This is a genomic window from Ruoffia tabacinasalis, assembly GCF_042652985.1.
Lineage (GTDB): Bacteria > Bacillota > Bacilli > Lactobacillales > Aerococcaceae > Ruoffia > Ruoffia tabacinasalis.
Genome location: NZ_JBHSHQ010000029.1, coordinates 1 through 21,415 on the forward strand (window position 1 = coordinate 1; position 21,415 = coordinate 21,415).

Genomic DNA, 21,415 nt, shown 5'->3' on the forward strand with positions numbered 1-21,415 from the left:
TTTTAGAAGACACAAAGATAGGGTTGATGACATTTTAATTTTTGTCATCAACCCTATTTATTGTAGAACCCGTTTTTTTTATAAAGAAGTTAATTTCGACAATAATATATAAAAGTGAGTCTCTTTATCCCCCACACCTGTCTTCATTCCGAAATCCACTTCTGCCATCTCAACATAAAAGTTAAGTAATTCTGGTAATTGCAAGGATCTTCCTGATGTTAAAGCAAGCTTCACTCGATAGGGATGAATGCCTAACTGCTTAGCAATATCTGCTTGGTTCATACCTTGTCGGCCTAGTATCATTGATTGAACAATCACTCTAAATTGAGAAACCATTAATGCATGTAAAGCAATCGGTTCATGACGCATTAATAATAAATCTTGGTAAATTTGAATCGCTTGAGTAATATTTTTATTCGCAACGGCATTTGTTAATTGGAATACATCCGATTCAAGTGTACGTGGAACGAGTGATCGAACAGAATCGAGTGTAATTCTACCATCAGTTTGTCCAAATATTTCCAGTTTATTCACTTCGGTCATTGCATTAGTTAGTTGATAGTTTACCCTAATTAACAATTCCTCAACAGCTTCACGTGTAAACGAAATATCTAAATTATTAATATATGACTGGACATAACGCGCTACTTGACCTTCATCTAACTCTGATATATCAACCATTTTTGTTTGTTTATTAAAACTCTTAGTGAGTTTCTTTCGCTTGTCTAAGGATGGATTTTCAACATTAAAGATTAAAATACTTGCTTGGTTCGGATTATCTAAATAACCTAGTAATCTTTTTTGTTCTGAATCAGTTAATTTATTCTTACTTTGCGAATTTAAAAAGGTCGCATTCGACACGATGAGCACACGGTAGTCAGAGAAAAAAGAAAACATCTCTGCCTCATCCAAGACATCATTCATCGTCACTTCTTGTAAGTCAATTCGTGAGATATCTAAAACATCGATCCCACCTAATTGTTGAAATAAGCCTTCCATAAAGTGGTTTTTGAGGTAATTCTCAGATCCGACAACCGTATAGATTGGATCAATTTGTTTCTTATTGATTTGTTGCATGACTTGTTGGAACTCCATCTTTTCCCTCCTTCATATAAAATAAAACGAACATCACCAAAGATTAATACATCAAGGTAATATCCGTTTTATTATCATAATCTTTTACTTTTGAATTTTTACTACCCAGTTATTTGCCGTATCTGAAGAATTAAGTAAAGATGGTGTATCTTCTGCTTTCTCATTACGTTCAATAACTTTTCCTTGAATAGGTGATGGTATTTCAATCGCAGCTTTAGAAGCTTCAACATTAATAATTGTATCATCAACATCAATGTTTCCTAATGAAGCGATATTTGCATATGAAATATCTCCTGCTTCATCTTGTAATTCAGGCGTTAAACCAATCGTTACAATATTATCTTCTTCAGTCATCCATAAATTCTTATTTAATAATTCCAATATTAATCACCCTTCTAAATTTAATAACTAAAATCATCTTCCATACCAAACATATAGCTTCGGTGATGATATTTCATTGATAGAACTAAACCAATCCCAATCATGTTTCCTAGTAAAGCCGAACCACCTTGAGAAACAAATGGCAGTGGAACCCCCGTGATTGGTAATAAACCAATCGCCATTCCGATATTCTCTAGAACGTGGAATAAAATCATTGAAATAACACCTGCGGCAATATATGAATAAAACTCATTACGTGTTTTAAAGCAGATTTGTACGATTTGATAAATTAAAATGAAATAAACAAAGAGTAAAACTGAGCTTCCTAAGAATCCGAAGTTTTCAGCGATAGTCGTAAAGATAAAGTCAGATTCACGAACCGGTACGGTAACTTGTGAAACCCCAAAGCCTTTACCACTCAATTGACCCGATCCAACAGCTTTAATACTTTGAGCTAACTGATACCCACTCCCTTGTGTGTTTTCAAAGGGTTGTAACCAGTCTAAGATACGGTTAATTTGATATTCTTGAACAAGATTATTATCTATTAGAAATTCTGGGTAATTCGCAACGACAATTATAATTCCTCCCGCAACAACAATAACGGTTGTCGCAATTGGCGCAAGAATTTTCCAACTGATTCCTGACATGAGAATAATTCCAGCAGTAATCGACATGATAACTAAGTTTGTTCCTAAGTCGTTTTGTAACTGAATTAAAATCATCGGTGGTGCAGCAAACATCAATATTTTTCCTAATTGCATAAAGTCTGTCTTTATCGTACGGTTAGGGTATTTATTATTATGCTCAGTGACAACACGTGCCATAAATACTATATAAGCAGGTTTGAAAAGCTCTGAAGGTTGAACCGATAGTGAACCGATTCTTAACCAACTTGTCGCCCCTGTATCGGCTAATTCTCTATCATAGAAGAACAGTACTAATACTAATAGTAGTAAACCGAATCCGTATAAATAAGTGGAAAGCTTCCAATATTGTTCACTATCTAATTGCATCGCCGCAATAACAGCAATCGTACCTACCCCATACCATAAGGCGTGGAATAAAGTTGGAACGAGATTTCCCCCTTCAATGAGTGTTGTTGTTGAGTATACACTTAACAATCCGATGATTGCTAGGACCATAACATTTAAGATAATGCCGTAATCGATGCGGTTCTCATTATCTCGACGTATTTGTCTAATAGATGTCATTCATTTCACCTTTCTTTATTGCTTGTTTGTAAAATTCTTATATATCTTATTGGTCAATTCAAACTGATTTGAATTTGCTTGTCTAAAGTTATCACTATATGAGACAAATGATTGGTACTTACTAGTTTCTTCAACCAATTGCCAATAACTTTTCTCTTTAAAATCATGATAAAAGACATTGATGTAAGCTCCTATGGCAATCACCATCGCATTTAAATATAACCAAATGATCGCAACCATGAATACTCCAATCGTGCCCCCACCAACATTACCTCCAGCAAATCTCATATAAACATTGAATAACTGAGATACTAAGATAAAGCCTAATAAGGCAAATACTGTACCAGGTATTGCATATTTGATCGGCCATTTAACATTTGGCATAAATTGGTATATTCCAATTAATAGAATAAAAATACCTAGCAAACCTAAAATCCAGCCCTGATTCACAAAAAATTCCAATAAGAAAAATTGAATACCAAAGACTTCTTGAATATAGTCAATAATTGTCTCGCCAAATACAAGTGCGAATGTAAATGTAACTAACGCAATGACGATGAGTAAAGTAAATACATATGCAAATAATCGTGCAATAAAAAAGTTTTTTCTAGGTACAGTTTTATATATTGTATTTAGAACACGTTGCATTGTATTAAATACATTCGAAGCTGGCCATAATGAAATGATTAAACTTAGCGAGAACAATCCTGAACTTGTACCTGTTAAATAAGTCTCCAATAAGGGAATAATCGCTACCTCGACTTCATCTGGTAAGGCTAATTGAATTGTGTCAATAATTTGTGCTTCTGAAAAAGGTAGTATAGCAATAATATTTGATAATGCAAGCATTAACGGCACTAGCGCCCAAATAACATAGAAAGATAATTCGGCAGCATAACTACCAAATGCCAACTGTTGATTATTAATTTGGAACGTCTTGATTAGCTTATTAAATACCGAAGGTTGATCCATCTCTATCAGACCTCTCAATTCATTTTTATAACTACATAAGATTATCACATATTATATCATTTTGCACTTTAAGAATCTGTAATAATCTAGACTTTTTATATTTTCCTTTAATTTCTTAGACACACGTGTTTTCTATAGTATAATGGATTCAGAACAATTAGGAGGTAAGGCATGAGTAAAGGAGTAACATTTTATTTTGTACGCCACGGTGAAACATATTTCAATTTCTATGGTCGAATGCAAGGATGGTCTAATGCATTATTAACCGAAGAAGGAATTAAAAATGTTCATCGCAGTGGTAGAGGTCTAGCCGATATTGAATTTGATGCTGTATATACGAGTGATTTAAAACGAACAATTGATACAGCTTCAATTATTTTAGAAGAAAATCATAATAATGAGCACTTAGAAATCGAACAAATGCCAGAATTTCGTGAAGTTCACTTTGGATCTTTTGAAGGTCTTTCTTCTGCTGAAGTTTGGCCAGAAGTTGAACAAAGGGTAAACATCAAACATGGGTTGCCTGAAGGAACTGAGAATCAAATTCAAGATATTATGAATATGTTCAAAGAAGCGGATCCATATCACTTTGCAGAAAACTATACTGAATTTTGGAATCGTGTAGAATCTGGTTTACTAAAATTACTAAACCGTCACGCTGGAACGGACCAAAATATTTTAGTTGTGTGTCATGGGATGACAATTCGCAATCTATTACATGGTTTAGTTGCTGATTTCGATGAAACTGAACCAATACAAAATGCATCCGTATCTATTGTTAAATACCAAAACGGACATTTCGAGATGCTTGCATATAATCAAGTTGAACACTTTAAAGATGTTGCTGATGAAGCAGCGAATGATTAATTAATCTATAATGAACAATTAAAAGCGCAGGACTTGGGAGTTGATTCCCTCGTCCTGCGCTATTTTTATGCCATACTTCCTTGCATTTGATACATTTGCGTATAAGTGCCTCCCAGATCAAGTAGCTCTCTGTGAGTGCCTCTTTCTTGAATATGTCCATTGTCCATGACGATGATTTGATCTGCATCTTTAATGGTTGAAAGACGGTGTGCCACAATAAAGGTCGTACGTCCTTCTTTTACAACTTTCATCGCATGTTGAATGACTTCCTCGGTCTCCGTATCAATATGAGAGGTTGCTTCATCAAGAATCAAAATCTTCGGATTGTTGGCTAAGGTACGAGCAAAAGATATTAATTGCCGCTCCCCTGAAGAAAAAGCTTGCCCCTTTTCCACAACTTCAGCATGGATTCCTTTTTCTAATTTATTAATTAATGGTTGTGCTCCAACTTTAATGAGCGCCTCAAGTACCATATCATCGGTAATTTCGGGATTGTTCATACTAATATTTGTCGCAATCGTACCAGAAAATAAATATGGTTCTTGCAAGACAATCCCCATTTTTTCTCGAATGCTTTCTCGGTTATATTCTTCAATGTTTTGCCCGTCAATAATTACTTGGCCTGCTTGCGGATCATAAAAGCGAAATAGTAAATTAATGATTGAGCTTTTACCTGAACCTGTATGACCGACTAAGCCAATGGTCTCACCCGCGTTTACATTAAAATTTAACTGATGTAAAACATTATTGCCTTCTTTATAAGCAAAGGTCACATCATTAAATTCAACATTTCCTTGAGTAACTATTAATGACTTGTCAGAATCTTTCTCAACGGGGGTATCCATTAACTCGAACACGCGCATTCCAGCTGATAACGCTTGTTGCAATATCGTAATTAAACGAACAATCATTGTAATGGGGTCAAATAAACGTTCTACATAATTGATGACGATATATAAGGTTCCAATTGATATAGATAAGATACCGCTTGTAAACTGCGTTCCTATATACAACATCACAAGTAAAGTAACAATACTCTTAAAGAGTCCGGACAAATTCCAAGCAAAAAACGCTTCGTACTTTAAGGATTCTTTTCTAGTATTTAGCCAAGTTTGATTGACTTGCTCAAACTCTTCAGCCATATGCTCTTGTTGATTGAACACTTGAACAATCGATACACCTTGAACAATTTCAGCGATTTTACTATTCAGTTCACTGACCGATTCTCTCCATAAAGTATTGATTGGTTGAATTTTTTTAGAGAAAGCCATTTGCCAAACGACGATTATTGGTATGAGTAGTAATAACCAACTTGCTATCGTCGGGCTGACAGCAAACATACCAATATATACACCTAGAATGGTCATTGTATTAATGAGTATTTGAGTCGTAAAATTTGCAAAAAAGTTCTCTCTTAAAACCTCTGTGTCATTGACGATTCGAGCAGATATCTTTCCAGCTGGAATATCATCAAAATAACTAACCGGTAACTTTTGCATATGCTCGTGAGCTTCATCTCGAATTACTTTACTTAGCCGATTCGATCCATTCGCTAAAAGCAAATATCCCACATAACCAAGAATCGCTGAGATAAATGTAATTATAAGATAAAAGCCAAATTGTTCCGTAATAAAGGTAATATTAACAGTCTCTTCGTTCGCAACGGATAGGGACACATAATCAATCATTTTACTTGCAATAATTGGTGTATATATTGAAAGTCCTGTAGAGAAAATCAACAGAATGAACCCTGATAACAAGAGTTTCCATTCATAACGTAAGTAACCAAGTAGTCTAGTGAATGTCTTCATTCTCAGCGCCCCCTTCTGATTGTTGTTTGTTGAATTGTTCGTAATACCAACCTTCGTTCGCTAATAATTCTTTCGGTGAGCCGTATTCAACGATGCGTCCATCGTCTACAACTATAATCATGTCCGCTTGATTTACCGCAGAAAGCCTATGTGTGACAATAATGTTTGTCTTATCCCCACGGATACTTTGAACATTTGTAATGATGGCTCTTTCAGTCTTTGCATCAACCGCTGAAAGTGAATCATCTAATATTAATAACTCTGGTTCTTTAATTAGGGCTCTGGCAATCGATACCCTTTGTTTTTGTCCTCCAGATATCGACACACCTTTTTCTCCAATTAACGTTTTAAGCCCTTCTGACATACGCTCTAAATCTTTTGTAAAGGCCGCATTTTCAATCGCTTGGGCCAATTGGTCTTCCTCATTAGCTTCACTATTTCCAAACATTATATTATATTTTACAGTTTGAGAAAAAAGTATGTGTTCCTGTGGCACATAGCCAATCATCGCTTCTAAACTTTCCCGTTGATATTCATGAATATCTCGACCATTGAGTTTGATTATTCCAGATCCGCTAATTGGATACTGTCTTAATAATTGTCGAATAATCGTCGTTTTCCCGCTCCCGGTCTTACCGACAATTCCCAACGTTTCTCCTCGTTGAAGCGTAAAATTGAGATTTTTAATTGTCTCTTTATCATCCTCTTTATATTTAAAGGAATAATCTTGAAACTCAATGCTTTCAATCGAATCAAGCGTCAGATGACCGTCTGCTTCCATGAGATCATTCGCTTTGATTAAATTATTGAGCTTCTCAAATGAAACTTTACCTTGTTGGTAAATAACAACTATTTCTGTCATTCCCCAAATCGTTCCATTTAACATAGCTAAATATAATTGGAAAGAAACTAATTTACCCACTGATAATTGACCTAAATTCACTAAATAACTACAATACATGAGTCCGATGGCGATACTTAACCCACCAAAGGCTTTAGCAATTTGACCAAATAAGCCGTTCACCATCGCCAAATGATTCGCCTTATCGACAACTTTCTGTGTTTTTTCTTGAAATCTCTTTTGTTCCAAATCTTTCCGTCCATACGCTCGCATCACACGAACGCCATCAACCACTTCTAACACTTCATTACTCAATTCAGCTACAGAATCTCTAATCGCATCATAACGCTTATCCACTTCTTTACTAAGGAAATAAATAATAACACCAAAGATCAGTAGAGGAATCAAACTAACTAAAGTGACTTGCCAAGAAATCGTAAAAATCATAACTGCAAGGAAACTTAGTAATAACGCTCCGTCTCCCAATACAATCATTAAACCATAACCTAGTAACATTCCTATCGTATCGATATCTGACGTCATTCGTGTCATCAAATCGCCGGAACGAAAAGCTTCATAAAAAGAAGCACGAAAGCCAAGTAAACTTTTAAAACCAGTTTGTCTTAATTCTTTCTGGAATTGATATGACTCTCCGAATAAAACTCTAAACCAAGTCACATCCCCCGCATAAATTAATATCATTAATATAAATAAAAAGAATAAATATCGCACTAAGACAGCTTGAGTTAATTGATTTGTTACAATATCATCGATAAAGAGTTGAATAATATAATTTGGGAAAATATATAATATACTGGTAAGAACTGCTGTCATACCACCAAATATATATTTTCCAGGGTGTTTCTTAATGTAATACCACATTGACTGAAGCATAGTTTCCCAACTTTCCTATTAAAATTTGCACAAAAAAAAGATATTTTATCACCACAATTAAGGGCTCATAAAATATCAGCTGTAGAATTACATACTTAGACATAATTGATCTAATTGTCTAGTTGAAATCTCTAATATTATGAACGATTAAAGGTGATGTCATTTTAAATAAATTTGAACTTACTTGAACTGCTTGTTTCATCTGACATCCTCCTTTCGTGTTTTCTAAAAATAAGATTACACGATGTTTAACTAAAAGTAAAGCGGTTTCTAATCTGGATTTAATATTTTTTTGGAAATGTATGTGCCTGTGTCCTTGAGAATTTTCTCAAGGACATGAAATTACGTATTGTGTCCCTGAAATTTTCTCAAGGATATATAACTCAAAATTTAAACAAAAAAACTCAGCAATCATGGCAAAGCTAGCCACAATTACTGAGTTGTTATTTATGAATTTCTCACAGAACCACAATTCGTTTAAAAAATATCATTCATTGAGTAGATACCTGGTTCGGCTTGATTAATTAAAAATTCTGCTCCAGCCATTGCGCCTCTGGCAAATAACTCTTTTGATCCTGCACGGTGAGTAATTTCAAGTGTTTCTTGATTATTTGCGAAGATAATCGTGTGTTCACCGACAATATCACCACCACGAATAGCATGTAAACCAACTTCTTGGTGTTCTCTTGCTTCGCCAATACCCTCGCGTCCATACACTTTTGTCGCACTTTCTGACATACCTTCCTCAACCGAGTCCAGTAACATCTTAGCTGTACCACTTGGTGCATCTTTCTTGTAGCGGTGATGTTTTTCAATGATTTCAATATCATAACCTAAAGGATATAATACTTTACTTAAATGCTTACTCACTTCTTGCATCACATTCACACCGATACTTGTATTGTGAGTATCTAAGATAGCAACGGATTTACTTGCCTCTTGAATTGCTTGCTCTTGTGCTTCACTTTGCCCTGTAGTTGCAAGCATAAGTGGGAGATTTTGAGCCACTGCAAATGCTAGTAACTCATCCGTTAATTGAGGAGTTGAAAAATCAATCATCACTTCTGGTTTAATTTCAAGCTCTTCAACCACTTTTGTTAAATCATCAAAATTTGTAGCGATTGGAAATGGTTGTTCTGTTTCTTCAGTTGATTGCAAACCTGCAACCACTTGATGACCTAACTCTTTCGAGATATTAGTGACAACTTTACCCATAGCGCCATCGGATCCAATTAGTATAATATTCACTTTATCAATCCTCTATTCTCTATATTGTGTATTTTTCAATTAAGCCTAAGTAAGTATCTAATAATTCAGCACTTTCCTCACTTGGTGGGACCATAGGTAAACGATATGATAAAGCACAACGGTTCATTTTGTGAACTAAGTATTTTACTGGGATTGGATTCACTTCATCAAATAAATCACGGTTAATATCTTCAAGTTTATAATTTAATTGTTGAGCTTCTTCCGTATGTCCATCTAAAGCAAGACGACATAAATCATGAACTTCCTTCGGTAAGATATTAGCGGTTACTGAGATAGCACCTTTACCACCTAAAGCGATAATATCGTAATTTAAATCGTCATTCCCTGAATAAACTGCGAAATCATCTGGCACATTATCAAGCACTGCGCGAGTATAATCTAAATTACCTACCGCATCTTTTAAAGCCACAATATTTGGATGCTCTGCTAGAATACCCACTTGTTCTGGTGTTAATGATGTACCGGTTCTAGAGGGAACATCGTATAAAATAATTGGGATGTTTACTGAATCAGCAATCGCTCGGAAGTGAGCTAACATACCATTGTAAGATGCCTTATTGTAATATGGGGTGACGATAAGTAATGCATCTGCTCCCACATGCTCAGCTTGTTGACTTAGTTTTATAGCGTGACGTGTATCATTAATACCTGTTCCTGCAATGACTGGAAGTTTTTCTTCAACATGTTTTACAGCAAATTTAATCAACTCAATTTGTTCTTCATCTGATAAAGTTGAACTCTCACCCGTTGTTCCAGTGATTACTAAAGCATCTGTATTATTTTCTAAATGAAAGTCTAATAGGCTTTCAAATGCGCGCCAATCGATTTCCTTTGTGTTCTCGATAAATGGGGTAACCAATGCAACTGCTGAACCTTCGTAAATACTCATTATAAATATCCTCCTATATAATATTATTTGCTATGATATCTTCAAATGACTGACGTTTGACTGTTAAGTAACTTTTCTCACCATCAATATGCACCATGGCAGGAATGGGAATGTGATTATAATTGCTTGCCATAGAATAATTATACGACCCTGTCCCATTTACTAGTAATAAATCACCTGTTTCAACTTGAGGAAGATCAATCTTATTAATCACGACATCCCCACTCTCACAGGCCTTACCAGCAATGGTGTACGTTTCTTTAATCGGTTCGTTAATTTTATTCGGCAAGGCTGCTTCGTATTCAGCCTGATATAAAGCAGGACGGATATTATCAGTCATCCCGCCATCGATAAAGGCGTACTTCTTACCACCTACAGTCTGCTTAATATCACCAATCGTATACAAAGTACTTCCAGAATTGTTAACTAAAGATCTTCCAGGTTCAATTGTCACCTTCTCTAATTGAATCCCGTATTCAGTAGACTTTTCATGAACATGCTCGATAAAATCTGGTAAGAATTCAGCAATATCAAACGGTTTATCCTCTTGGGTATAGTAGACGCCAAAGCCTCCGCCGAAATTAATTTCTCTAATCGGAATATTTAAATTCGTTTGAATCCGTTGAGCAAATAATAACATTTCATCCGCTGCTTTAATAAAAGATTCTGAATCAAATATTTGACTACCGATGTGACAATGTAAACCTGCTAATTCAATATTATCATAGTTATAGATAGTTTCTATAATGTCTTCAATATTGTCATCGAAGACACTCTCACCAAATTTTGAATCTAAGTTAGCAGTTTTAATGTATTCGTGTGTATGTGCTTCAACTCCAGGATTTAAGCGTAATAACGCGCGTTGCTTTTTCCCTTTTTGTTCTAAAATATTATTTAGTCTATCAGCTTCCATTCGATTATCGATGACAATCGTTCCAACTTCTTGATCAACCGCAAAAGCTAATTCCTCGTCTAATTTGTTATTCCCGTGAAAGTACATCTTCGATGGCTGAACGCCACCTTTCTTTCCAGTATAGATCTCCCCTGCACTAACAACATCTTGTCCAATACCATACTCTGAAATCAATTTTGCAATCGCTAGTGTCAAAACAGACTTCGATGCAAATAATAATTCTGTCTCAAAGTAAGGATTCTCTAATGCTTCTTTGAAACGATACACGCGATCTCTAAAACTCTCTTCATCGAAAATATAAAGCGGTGTTCCATACTGTTGAGCTAAATCTGAATATTTATGATGTGAATGAACCAGTTCGTTATTCACCTTCGTTTGATACGGTTCTAAATGCATTCTTCCACTCCTTAAATAAAAGTAAACAAAAAGCGACTACGAACAAAAGGTTCGTGGTCGCTTTCACTAATCAATCCATCTTGATTTGAGTTGACGTATCCTTTTGCCTGGTAATTGATTGCACCTTATTATCACTTTGGCTCTTTGATAATAACAGTGACCAACCTCTTAAAGTCAGTCCCCAACGAAAGTCGTTTCGGCGATATCCCCTTTCCACGTGTGTGTACTTTTGTCAACCGCGCCTCGCACAATACCTCTTTAACTTAAATATACTATATCAATGGTAAATTACAATGTCAACAGGATTAAGATAGGATTAAAATTTTAATGTCAATTATTAAATCTAAGCATTTTTAACTTGACATTTTATGCGATAATGCTTAAGTTTAATAGGTATAAATTGAAAATTAAAAAGGAATCTCTCTTTTTAATAATTCAATTATAAATTAACATACAATATTGAAAGGAGCCAATTATGAGTAAAAAATATCATGTTGCCGTTGTAGGTGCATCGGGCGTAGTTGGTCGTAAAGTTATACAAGTATTAGAAGAACGTCAATTCCCAGTGAGTGAACTAAGTTTATTTGCTTCAAGTCGATCTGCCGGTCAAAAAATCCCCTTCAATGGTGAAGAGATTACTATTCAAGAACTAACAGAGGATGCTTTAACAGCACCCATTCAAATCGCAATCTTCTCAGCAGGTGGAGAAACATCAAAACACTTTGCACCGATTGCTTCAAGTAATGGCATTACTGTCATCGATAATAGTTCAGCGTGGAGAATGGATAAAAATATTCCATTAGTTGTCCCTGAGGTGAATGCTGGAGTCTTATCTAAAGATGATAAACTAATCGCAAACCCCAACTGCTCAACAATTCAATCCGTTGTACCATTGAAACCACTACAAGAAAATTACGGTATCAAACGTGTTGTTTATAGTACATATCAAGCAGTATCAGGTGCCGGACGTAAAGGGATTGATGATTTAGAACAAGGTACAACAAGTACTTTCCCTTACGAAATTAACAAAACAGTGATTCCACAAATCGATGTCTTCTTAGATAATGGTAATACAAAAGAAGAACAAAAGATGATTGATGAAACGCGTAAAATCTTAGGTGTTGAGAACTTACCTGTCTCTGCTACCGCGGTACGAGTTCCAATCAAAACGTCTCACGGTGTATCTATCAATATTGAATTAGAAAAAGAATTTGATATTAAGAAAATTCGCGAAGAAATTGGAAATATCGACGGAGTTATTCTTGCCGATAATCCAGAAACTTTAGACTATCCATTACAATCTGTTGCTGAAGATACAGACAACGTATATGTTGGTCGTATTCGTCGTGATGACTCGGTAGAAAATGGCATAAACTTATTTGTTGTTGCAGATAATCTACGTAAAGGTGCTGCTACAAACTCAGTACAAATTGCTGAATCATTGATTGCACGTGGCATCATTTAATTAATACAAATAGACGACAAGAAATCCAAATTTGGATCACTTGTCGTCTATTTTTATGTCTTTAAGTATTCGTTTTTATGCTTGTAGAAACTCAGTCAACGAATCTGAAAAAGTAATATATAGATTTTTCATTGCTCTAGAACTCGCAGTGTATAAAATTCGCTTATCACGTTGCGTATGATAATTATCGTTTGATGCATTATGAATCAAGACGTTATCAAATTCCAATCCTTTGGATAAACTAATTGGGATAATAGTTAGATTTAATCGATCCAACAGTTCTTGGCCTAGTAATTGTTCCAGTTCATCAGCCTCAACCATTGTTTTTGTAATCAATGTTAATGCTTTCCCATCTAGTTCTTGGTGAATCTCTTCTAATAATTTTATATTATCAGCTTTTGTCTCAACCTTAATAATTTTAGGTTCATTTCCGGCCGGACGAATCGGAACAATTTCCCATTCATCGTTATTAGTTGCGAGTCGATTGAATAAGCGCGTAATGGATCCGCTTGAGCGGTAGCTATTCACCAATTGATATAACTCAACATTCTCTGAACGGGCTGAGAAATTATTGATAATATCTTGGAATTTGATATTCGCATTAAATATCGCTTGGTTCTCATCCCCTACCATGGTAAACGCTGATTTAGGAAACAAGCTCACTAATAAGCGAATTTGTGCTTCTGTATAGTCCTGAACTTCATCCACAAGTACAAATCGCATATTGGTTAGTGATAATTTTTCGATGAAACGATTATAAATGTAAATAAATACAACAGCTTCATCTATGTTTAATATGCCATCCGGATTAAATTGATAAACTTCTTGTGTATACGCAAAGTAAATTTTTTCAAAAATACCTTGCAAATTGATCCAAGCTAAACCACGAACATCACGGGTTACTTGACTGTATTGAATATGAACATATCTTTTGGCATATTTGTTTATCGTTTGAGGTGAATCATCCGTAATCAGCTCTTTAAAGAACTTTTGCTGTAAAGATTCAGGTAATGACATCACTCGGTCAATCACGTTTGGTTTTTGAGCCAATTTAGTCATTCGTCTCTCCCAATTACTTGATAATAATTGTCGCGTCGCTTGAATACGTGCAATTAACGGCGAGCTATCAGGCGTCTGTTCAAAAGCTTTTAAGATCTTTTCAGTCGAAACAATTTCTTTGTCTTTACGTAAGACTGGATTAAAGAAATCCATATGTTGTAAAATTAACTCTTCTGACTCATTAATAAAATCAATAAAGGAAGCACTTCGAATAATCTCTGTTTGCTTCGGAACCTCGTGACTACTAATACGGTTAAAATACGTTTGTTCATCCTCTAATTCCATTGACAAGTGTCTCCCTACAAATTGTAAAAGCGTCATATTCAATGGCGTTTTCTCACCTAATGATGGAAGCACATTAGATATATACGATACAAAATGCTCATTCGGAGATAAAATTAAAATATTATCAGAGGTGATTTCTTTACGAAATGAGTAGAGTAAATATGCAATCCGTTGCATAATCGTAGAAGTTTTCCCACTCCCAGCCACTCCATTGACTAGAATGATCGGATGTTTCGTATCTCGAATAATGACATTTTGCTCACTTTGAATGGTTGATGTGATATCTTGCATCAAACTAGAACTATCTTGTTCTAAAGCTTCTAGTAACACATCATCTTGAATCGACACCGAAGTATCGAAAAACTTCAATAAAGTATCTTTATCGATAACGAATTGTCTACGTTTATCAATTTCTACTTCAATCATGTTGCCATTGACTTCATAAGCAGACTCGCCAGTTGTATTATTATAGAATAACTCTGCGATTGGTGAACGCCAGTCATAGACAAACTTTGCGTAATTATCATCATCAAAACTATTAATACCAATGTAGAATGACTCTGCTTCTTCATCCTCTAGAAAATCAACGTCCACTTTACCAAAATAGGGAGCATCCAATGACCGTTTGACATTTTCCAATAATTTTTCAGCTGAGATAATCCGTGAATTCATTTGATCTATCTCGCGGTTCTTCATCTCAATTGTTGAGAAAGTGTCCATATTATCAGAAAAACTACTAAAATCGACCCGAACATCTTCGGACATCTTTTGAACAAAAGCCAGCCCGTCTTCACGAGCTTCTTTAACAAATGCATCGAGGCTATCTCTACTTTGTAACATTTTCTTATATACAAAGTCTAAATATTCCGCTTCTTTAGCAAATTCTTTCTCATAATCATGCAAATTGTTCTGAGTCATAAACTACATTCCCCTTTTCTTTACTGCATCTTATTGTAAAAATCGCCGAATAGCTATCTTATACCGATTTATCATATAAAGCAACAACAAAATAGCTACCATTAGCTGATTATGTGCTAACGATAGCTATAAATTTTATTTACTAATTTGGTCCTAGTTTAAATCCACACCGTCTTTACGGTAAATGTATTTTGGTTCATTTAATTCATCATTAAAAGAAACTACTAAGTCATGTTCTTTAAAGAACCACTCATCGTCTTTTTCAATAAAGAATAATAAGCCATTATCAGAAGTAAATGTAACAATTGGTGAATGTGGCTCGGTAGGCTCAACTTGTAAAGCAAATGAATCTTGTACTGGACTACTTCCGTAGATCATTGTTTTAAAGCGAATTCCTGCACCTTCGGCTCTTCCAACTTCTTCTTCAAACCATTTGACTGCTTTATCTTCAACAATTAATTCCATATATATGTGCGTGGCATAAATAGCCACTTCCTCCTTTTATTATCACTATGCTTTGAGTATAAATGATTTTTATTATAATAACCAGTATTCTGCTTGAATAAATTGAATTGCTTATACGAGCTCATGCTGGTAAGCATAGATAGTTGCTTGTGTGCGGTCATTTACTTCAAGTTTAGATAAGATATTCGAAACATGTGTTTTTACTGTTTTTAGCGTGATGAATAGCTCATCTGCAATTTCTTGATTTGTATACCCTTTTGAAACTAATAATAATACTTCTAATTCACGATTCGTTAAATCATCGTGCGCTTGTTTTTGTCTGGATTTATCTTCATATTCTAACAACTTACTTGTAACTTCAGGTCCCATCACCGTGTCCCCTTCGTAAGTCGCACGGATAGCATCCGCAATTTCACTGGCAGAAGACGTTTTTAATAAATAACTCTTAGCGCCAGCTTCAATCGCAGGATAGACCTTTTCGTCATCGATGAAAGATGTCACAATAATAATTTTGGCTTCTGGCCACTCTTCCATAATTTTTTGAGTCGCTTCTACTCCATCCATGACTTCCATCACCAAATCCATCAAGATGATGTCTGGTTTATCTTCTAATGCTTTGTGATAACCCGTGAGCCCATTTTCAGCCTCACCGATCACTTCGATGTCGGGTTGGACATCCAAGTAGGATGACACCCCTAAACGTACCATCTCATGATCATCGACTAATAATACTTTAATCATACATTTACCTCTCTTTTCGAAATGGGAATTTGAATGTCGATTGATGTTCCTTTACCAATTGAACTAATTAAATTCAATATTCCACCTAAACTCTTCACGCGCTCTTCCATATTTCGAAGACCGTAATTACCTTTTTGTTTAGCTGTGCTCACATCAAACCCTTGCCCATCATCAATAATTTTTAATTGAATTGAATGTTTGTCTTGAGTTAAATAAATTTCAAATTTATTCGCTTTCGCATGCCGCATCGTATTAGATATCGCTTCTTGAACGATTCGGAATAAGTGATCTTCAATCCCACTATCAACTTTTACGGGTGCGAGATTCCAATGAATTTCCATTGGGATCTTAGTATCTAATTCTTCTAACAAGTGTTTAATACCTTGATCGAGACGTTGATCCACTAAATCAATCGGTCTTAAGTGAAGGAGTAATGCCCGCATCTCAGTTTGGGCATTTCCAATAATCTCTTCAACTTTTTTCACAGATTTAGTTACCGATAACTCTTCTCTCTCAGCAACTTCACTAATAGCTGAAATCATCATCGTCGCAGCAAATAATTGCTGACTGACTGAATCATGCAACTCGCGCGCAATTCGATTACGTTCTTTCTCAATAATCTCTTCTTTAGTATCTTCACCAACAAACACTGGTGCTGCCGTATATTCTTGTAGATCCGTCGATAGATCAACAATCTTGTCCCGAAGGCGATTAATATCTTTCGCCGTTTGTCTTGAAGCATCAAACCAATTTCCGCCTTGCAATTCTTTACGGAATATTTCATTTTGATATTTTCCTAATAATAACCAGTTAATTCGTGCTCTAATTTGTTCAAATGGTGAACTCAGTGCAACGGTTAAGATAATCGCTAACACGATACTCATGGTTAAGATAAAGGCGATAATAATCAAATACACTGGAATATTAAAAAACTCAACGGTAAACACTTCTGCCAGTGTCATCACATTTAATTCATAAATGAGAATTCCGAAAATGATGACGACAACGGCTGAAAAACTAACAAATTGAAAGAAGAATAAATGAGTCCATAAACGAAAATTCATAGAATAATCACCTCAACATCTCCAAATGTCACCGATACAATGACATTCACTTTTCGGTTTGAGTCACCATAATCTGGACTCATCCAACGGAAGTTGTCCGCTGTCAATGAATAGCGTTGGGATTCAAATACTACTCCGCCTGAAATTGTACTAATGTTTAGTTTCACACCAATGTCATTGGGAATAATTAATCGCGTACGACCGAACATCTTTCTAATAACAATCGTCGTCTCACCTTGAGGCAAGATTGTATTACCAAAATCTAGGATATGGTTACCTCCGAATAAGACAATATTGACATCATCCCATTCAAAGTCTACTTTCTTCTCTCTGTATGAATCAAAAATCGATTCTTGATTCAGAATCGTTCGCTGTTCACTTTGCGGTTCAATGAGTTGCACCCCTAAATAATTACTTTCAGACTTCTTAGGTAAGATTAACGCACTTTTAAAATGAATTAACTCATTGCCATCTTTAGTTCTGAATAAAATTAAAAACAAGATAATCACTAATAATAATACCCAAACTGATTGAATCATAAGCAAACTTAAGATGAGTAGAAATAAGGCTCCAACGAAAATTATTAAGCGAAGGATTCGATTTCCAATAAATAATCCGACAATAAATAGTATAAAAGATACTCCGATAAGACCTATAATTTTCCAATCTAAAAAGATGTCAAATAATATAAGCACTAGACTAATCGCAAATACAATAAAAATGTTTTGTTTTAAAAAATTTTGCATAAAACACCTCTGTTCCATAAAATCAGTATAACAGATTCTGAAGTAGAAAATGAATTTCACTTCACATTTTCCAATAAAAAAATAAGTCTGCCTTATAAAAAGACAGACTTATTAATACTTAACTATTCAAGACTATTCATCAGCTGCTTCAATTTTGATGATTTTAACATCAAAAGATCCGCCTGGCGTTTGAATCGAAACAACATCATTTAATTTTTTACCTAAAATTGCTTGGGCAATCGGTGAGTCATTAGAAATTTTATATTCTAATGGGTCAGCTTCTGCACTACCAACAATTGTATAAGTTTCTTCGTCGCCATCTGGTACTTCAACAAACGTCACTTTACGACCTAATGAAACTTCGTCTTTAGCAACGTCTTTATCATCAATAATTTCTGCGAAACGAATCATATTTTCAATACTTGAAATACGACCTTCCACAAAAGCTTGCTCATCTTTAGCTGATTCATACTCAGAGTTCTCTGATAAATCCCCAAAGCTTCTTGCAATTTTAATACGTTCAATAATTTCTTTACGTTTATTGACTTTTAAATCTTCTAATTCTTGTTCTAATTTTTCTTTACCTGATAAAGTCATTGGATAGACTTTTTGATCCATGTTATTCTCTCCTTCTTGAAACGATAGAAATAAGATAGCACGTTATTTACTATTTTTCAATCTAAATTTTTATTTTTTATATAAAAGAATAATAAACGATCGTAATTTACCGCTAATCACGATCGTTTATGTAATTATTTTTGATTCAAGATTGTTCCAATCTTCGTTGTTAATAAATCAATCGCAACTTGATTGTAGCCACCTTCTGGCACGATGATATCAGCATAACGTTTCGTAGGTTCAATGAATTGATGGAACATCGGTTTCACGACCTCTACGTATTGCTTAATCACTGACTCAACCGTTCTACCTCGTTCATTAATATCACGAAGGATTCGTCTAGCCAAGCGAATATCGTCGTCAGTATCTACATACACTTTAATATCCATTAAGTCTCGGATACGTTTATCGTCTAATATTAAAATTCCTTCAACGATTATAACATCACGTGAAACTTCATATTCCGTTTCATTACTGCGTGTATGATTTGTAAAATCATAAATTGGTTTCTCAATTGAACCACCTTCAATTAATGTCACCAGATGATTGTAAAATAAATCATTATCAAATGCTAATGGATGATCATAATTTGTCTTCAATCTCTCTTCTAGTGGAAGGTCACTTTGATTTTTATAATAATAATCTTGTTGTAACAACATTACTGATAGTCCTTCAAAAGTTTCTAATATTCGGCTACTTACACTCGATTTTCCACTTCCTGAACCACCGGAAACGCCAATTACTACCGGTTTCGTCCCCATAAACAATCTCGCTTTCTATGTTTAATTATAACTGACAAATTGAGTTTCAGTCTTACTCAACTGGTTCGTCAACAACTTCCTCAGTTTCCTCAATCTCTGCAGCTTCTTCATCTGTTGTACTTTCATCTTCGCCGGCTTCTGCTTCGATGGAAGCTTGTCGACTATTCACAAATTCTTCAACTAACGCGTCGTGTTCTTCAATTGTGCTTGAATAATATATTTCTTGCGTATCAATATCAGCCACGAAGTAATAATAATCATTCCATGTAGGATAGATTGCAGCAACAATCGCTTGGTAACTTGGTGTTCCAATCGGACCGGGTGTTAATCCGTCATACATGTATAAGTTATATGGCGAATCTACTTCTAAGTCTGTATAAGTTACAAATTCTCGATGCTCACCTAAAGCATATAAGACCGTTACATCCGATTGAAGTGGCATACCTACTTCTAGACGATTATAGAACACACCTGAAACAAGACCACGATCTTCTTCCGTAATTGCTTCTCGTTCAATAATTGATGCAAGTGATAATACTTCATGATAAGAAAGATACGTATTCGTTAAATCATCCACTAATCGTTGATAATTTAAATTCGCAGCACTAACCATTTCTGTAATTAATTCTTGCGCCGTCATTCCAGCAAAGTAATCATAAGTTGCTGGGAATAAGTAACCCTCTAAAGTATATTTTAAGCCTTCTAATTGCGTCACTTCTTCTAAAAGTGATGGGAATTGGCTTTGAAGATTTGTTATGAATTCCTCATCTTGAACAGTATCCATAAACTCTTCTTCTGTAATTGCTGTATTCTCGTTAACTAGGGTAGCAATTTCGTCAATAGTTGCTCCTTCAATCACTGTGATGGTTGTATCCGCATCAACAAAGATTGGTTCCCCGCCTTCTTGAATCGTCGTTAGAACTTGTTGTGCATCCATCGATGGTGAAAATTCATAATGACCTGCTTGAAGTGCTTCTTCATTATTGGCTTTCATATAAATTCCAAAGATATCCGCATGACGGACAATCCCATTATCTTCAAGTATATTCGCGACATCATCTGAAGTACTATCAAAGGGTATCGTCACTTCTACAAGTTGATCATTATCCGAATTCACCGGACTTAATGCTCTCGTTACATAAAAATAACCAAATATAGCCGTACCCAATACAATTAACACAATTAGTAAAATAATAATGCGAACGATTCGGTTTGTCCACAATCGCTCTTTCACTCTTTCGGTCTCAGTTTCCTTGGCGCGTAGTTTAATATCTTCCCAAGATTCTTTTGACATAGTTTCTCCTTTATGTAGAACATTTTATTGAAAGATTATAACAAATAAGCATTACTATTACCATAATACTTCTATTACAAAAACATCACACATCTACCATAAGGTAAAAGTGTGACGTATTGTAAATCATTCTGTTATCTTAAATTACTCATCTTCATCTAACAAGAATGTATTAAGAACTTCCTCAACCATATCCCATTCTTCTTCAGTTTGGATTGGTTGTAAAGCTCCTGTTGATCCATCTTCAGCTTCTGTGTATGAAAATGCTTGTAATTCAACATCTTCTTCCTCATTTGTTCCAGCTGGATAAACTAAAACATAGCTTTTTTGGAAATCTTCTGAATCGAAAGTAAATAAAATTTCGTGTAGCGTTTCATTTCCTTCTTCGTCAAAGATTGTAATATATTCATGTTCGTTGTGGTGCTCATGATTGTGTTCGTTTTCCATATTTAGTAAT

General features: G+C 35.0%; 20 protein-coding genes and 1 riboswitch. Of the genes, 2 read left to right on the forward strand and 18 right to left on the reverse strand.

Features of this window, described 5'->3' with window-relative positions; translation table 11 throughout:
• Positions 1-78: 78 nt before the first annotated feature.
• From holA to ACFO5Y_RS04950, 4 genes are all read right to left on the reverse strand, one after another.
• Complete coding sequence (holA, locus tag ACFO5Y_RS04935) at positions 79-1,095, reverse strand: DNA polymerase III subunit delta (protein ID WP_197104408.1); 1,017 nt, start codon at positions 1,093-1,095, stop codon at positions 79-81.
• 84 nt (positions 1,096-1,179) lie between these two features.
• Positions 1,180-1,476 carry a glycine cleavage system H family protein gene (locus ACFO5Y_RS04940; protein WP_231606870.1) on the reverse strand — a complete coding sequence of 99 codons (297 nt, stop codon included), beginning with the start codon at positions 1,474-1,476 and terminating at the stop codon, positions 1,180-1,182.
• Between the two features lie 20 nt (positions 1,477-1,496).
• Positions 1,497-2,690, reverse strand: coding sequence for an FtsW/RodA/SpoVE family cell cycle protein (locus ACFO5Y_RS04945; protein WP_197104407.1), 1,194 nt, complete (start codon positions 2,688-2,690; stop codon positions 1,497-1,499).
• Positions 2,691-2,705: 15 nt separating this feature from the next.
• On the reverse strand, positions 2,706-3,662 hold the full coding sequence (locus tag ACFO5Y_RS04950; protein ID WP_197104406.1) for a YihY/virulence factor BrkB family protein: 957 nt from the start codon (positions 3,660-3,662) through the stop codon (positions 2,706-2,708).
• A gap of 171 nt (positions 3,663-3,833) precedes the next feature.
• On the opposite strand from ACFO5Y_RS04950, the gene ACFO5Y_RS04955 reads away from it, so the two are divergent.
• Entirely contained in the window at positions 3,834-4,529 is a 696-nt protein-coding gene (locus ACFO5Y_RS04955) for a histidine phosphatase family protein (RefSeq protein ID WP_197104405.1), read from the forward strand.
• A 65-nt stretch (positions 4,530-4,594) separates the two neighbouring features.
• Here the strand turns inward: ACFO5Y_RS04955 and ACFO5Y_RS04960 are convergent, their stop codons facing one another.
• The 5 genes from ACFO5Y_RS04960 to lysA all read right to left on the reverse strand — a co-directional run bounded on the left by ACFO5Y_RS04960 (position 4,595) and on the right by lysA (position 11,542).
• Positions 4,595-6,340: an ABC transporter ATP-binding protein gene (locus ACFO5Y_RS04960; RefSeq protein ID WP_138405302.1), complete on the reverse strand. Its 1,746-nt coding sequence runs from the start codon at positions 6,338-6,340 to the stop codon at positions 4,595-4,597.
• Positions 6,324-8,075 carry an ABC transporter ATP-binding protein gene (locus tag ACFO5Y_RS04965; protein WP_197104404.1) on the reverse strand — a complete coding sequence of 584 codons (1,752 nt, stop codon included), beginning with the start codon at positions 8,073-8,075 and terminating at the stop codon, positions 6,324-6,326. Before ACFO5Y_RS04965 ends, ACFO5Y_RS04960 begins: the two co-directional genes overlap by 17 nt.
• 477 nt (positions 8,076-8,552) lie before the next feature.
• Complete coding sequence (gene dapB, locus ACFO5Y_RS04970; RefSeq protein WP_197104403.1) at positions 8,553-9,323, reverse strand: 4-hydroxy-tetrahydrodipicolinate reductase; 771 nt, start codon at positions 9,321-9,323, stop codon at positions 8,553-8,555.
• Positions 9,324-9,342: 19 nt separating this feature from the next.
• Positions 9,343-10,233: a 4-hydroxy-tetrahydrodipicolinate synthase gene (dapA, locus tag ACFO5Y_RS04975; protein ID WP_197104402.1), complete on the reverse strand. Its 891-nt coding sequence runs from the start codon at positions 10,231-10,233 to the stop codon at positions 9,343-9,345.
• A 13-nt stretch (positions 10,234-10,246) separates the two neighbouring features.
• Positions 10,247-11,542: a diaminopimelate decarboxylase gene (gene lysA, locus ACFO5Y_RS04980; RefSeq protein ID WP_197104401.1), complete on the reverse strand. Its 1,296-nt coding sequence runs from the start codon at positions 11,540-11,542 to the stop codon at positions 10,247-10,249.
• Positions 11,543-11,652: 110 nt separating this feature from the next.
• A riboswitch (Lysine riboswitch) is annotated at positions 11,653-11,797 on the reverse strand.
• A 220-nt stretch (positions 11,798-12,017) separates the two neighbouring features.
• Here lysA and ACFO5Y_RS04985 point away from each other — a divergent pair.
• A complete protein-coding gene (locus tag ACFO5Y_RS04985; protein ID WP_138404653.1) occupies positions 12,018-13,007 on the forward strand; it encodes an aspartate-semialdehyde dehydrogenase in 990 nt (329 codons plus the stop codon).
• 75 nt (positions 13,008-13,082) lie between these two features.
• Here ACFO5Y_RS04985 and helD read toward each other — a convergent pair whose 3' ends face one another.
• The 9 genes from helD to ACFO5Y_RS05030 form a co-directional block, all read right to left on the reverse strand.
• Positions 13,083-15,269 carry an RNA polymerase recycling motor HelD gene (gene helD, locus ACFO5Y_RS04990; protein WP_197104400.1) on the reverse strand — a complete coding sequence of 729 codons (2,187 nt, stop codon included), beginning with the start codon at positions 15,267-15,269 and terminating at the stop codon, positions 13,083-13,085.
• A gap of 153 nt (positions 15,270-15,422) precedes the next feature.
• A complete protein-coding gene (locus ACFO5Y_RS04995) occupies positions 15,423-15,761 on the reverse strand; it encodes a HesB/YadR/YfhF family protein (RefSeq protein ID WP_331459517.1) in 339 nt (112 codons plus the stop codon).
• An 84-nt stretch (positions 15,762-15,845) separates the two neighbouring features.
• The gene (locus ACFO5Y_RS05000) at positions 15,846-16,475 is read right to left on the reverse strand and encodes a response regulator transcription factor (protein WP_197104399.1); all 630 of its coding nucleotides are present in this window, start codon (positions 16,473-16,475) and stop codon (positions 15,846-15,848) included.
• Positions 16,472-17,539 (reverse strand): sensor histidine kinase, encoded by a 1,068-nt coding sequence (locus ACFO5Y_RS05005; protein WP_197104398.1) that lies wholly within the window; start codon positions 17,537-17,539, stop codon positions 16,472-16,474. The genes ACFO5Y_RS05000 and ACFO5Y_RS05005 overlap by 4 nt, the downstream gene beginning before the upstream one ends.
• Complete coding sequence (liaF, locus tag ACFO5Y_RS05010; RefSeq protein ID WP_197104397.1) at positions 17,536-18,285, reverse strand: cell wall-active antibiotics response protein LiaF; 750 nt, start codon at positions 18,283-18,285, stop codon at positions 17,536-17,538. Before liaF ends, ACFO5Y_RS05005 begins: the two co-directional genes overlap by 4 nt.
• 132 nt (positions 18,286-18,417) lie before the next feature.
• On the reverse strand, positions 18,418-18,903 hold the full coding sequence (gene greA, locus ACFO5Y_RS05015) for a transcription elongation factor GreA (RefSeq protein WP_138404648.1): 486 nt from the start codon (positions 18,901-18,903) through the stop codon (positions 18,418-18,420).
• Between the two features lie 134 nt (positions 18,904-19,037).
• Positions 19,038-19,664, reverse strand: a complete 627-nt coding sequence (udk, locus tag ACFO5Y_RS05020) for a uridine kinase (RefSeq protein ID WP_138404647.1) — start codon at positions 19,662-19,664, stop codon at positions 19,038-19,040.
• Positions 19,665-19,716: 52 nt separating this feature from the next.
• Positions 19,717-20,958, reverse strand: coding sequence for an endolytic transglycosylase MltG (gene mltG, locus ACFO5Y_RS05025; protein ID WP_197104396.1), 1,242 nt, complete (start codon positions 20,956-20,958; stop codon positions 19,717-19,719).
• Positions 20,959-21,102: 144 nt separating this feature from the next.
• Positions 21,103-21,405: a DUF1292 domain-containing protein gene (locus tag ACFO5Y_RS05030; protein ID WP_197104395.1), complete on the reverse strand. Its 303-nt coding sequence runs from the start codon at positions 21,403-21,405 to the stop codon at positions 21,103-21,105.
• Positions 21,406-21,415 lie beyond the last annotated feature (10 nt).